The organism is Yersinia sp. IP36721, assembly GCF_003634395.1.
In the GTDB taxonomy this organism is placed as follows: Bacteria; Pseudomonadota; Gammaproteobacteria; order Enterobacterales; family Enterobacteriaceae; genus Yersinia; species Yersinia entomophaga.
The window spans coordinates 1-370 of the sequence record NZ_QCZL01000099.1; the positions used below are offsets into that span (position 1 = coordinate 1).

Consider the following 370-nt stretch of genomic DNA (forward strand, 5'->3'; position numbering starts at 1 on the left):
TTGGTCGCCATTGCCAACTGCGCCGAAACCTACAAACCGCAACTACAGGAAGGCAGTGGCCGCACTCAAACCATTCGGATGATTTTGATTGTCAGCAGCACCGAAGCGGTGACATTGAAAATCGACCCGTCGGTGGTACTGGCGACGCGCAAATATGTCGATGATAAGGTGATTGAAGTTAAGCAGTACGCAGATAACGTACTGGCTGACCATGCCAAATCACGCAATCATCCCGATGCGACGTTAAGCGAAAAAGGCTTTGTCAGACTGAGCAATGCCACCGACAGCAACAGTGAAACCGAGGCGGCGACGCCGAGAGCGGTTAAGGCTGCGGCTAATGCTTCCGTCACTGCATTATCCGATCACGTTC

General features: G+C 52.4%; 1 protein-coding gene. It reads left to right on the forward strand.

The genetic code is table 11. The features are described from left to right. Positions 1 to 370, forward strand: a 370-nt coding sequence (locus DBA33_RS20500; protein WP_205582798.1) for a phage tail protein, incomplete at both ends; no start/stop codon positions are given.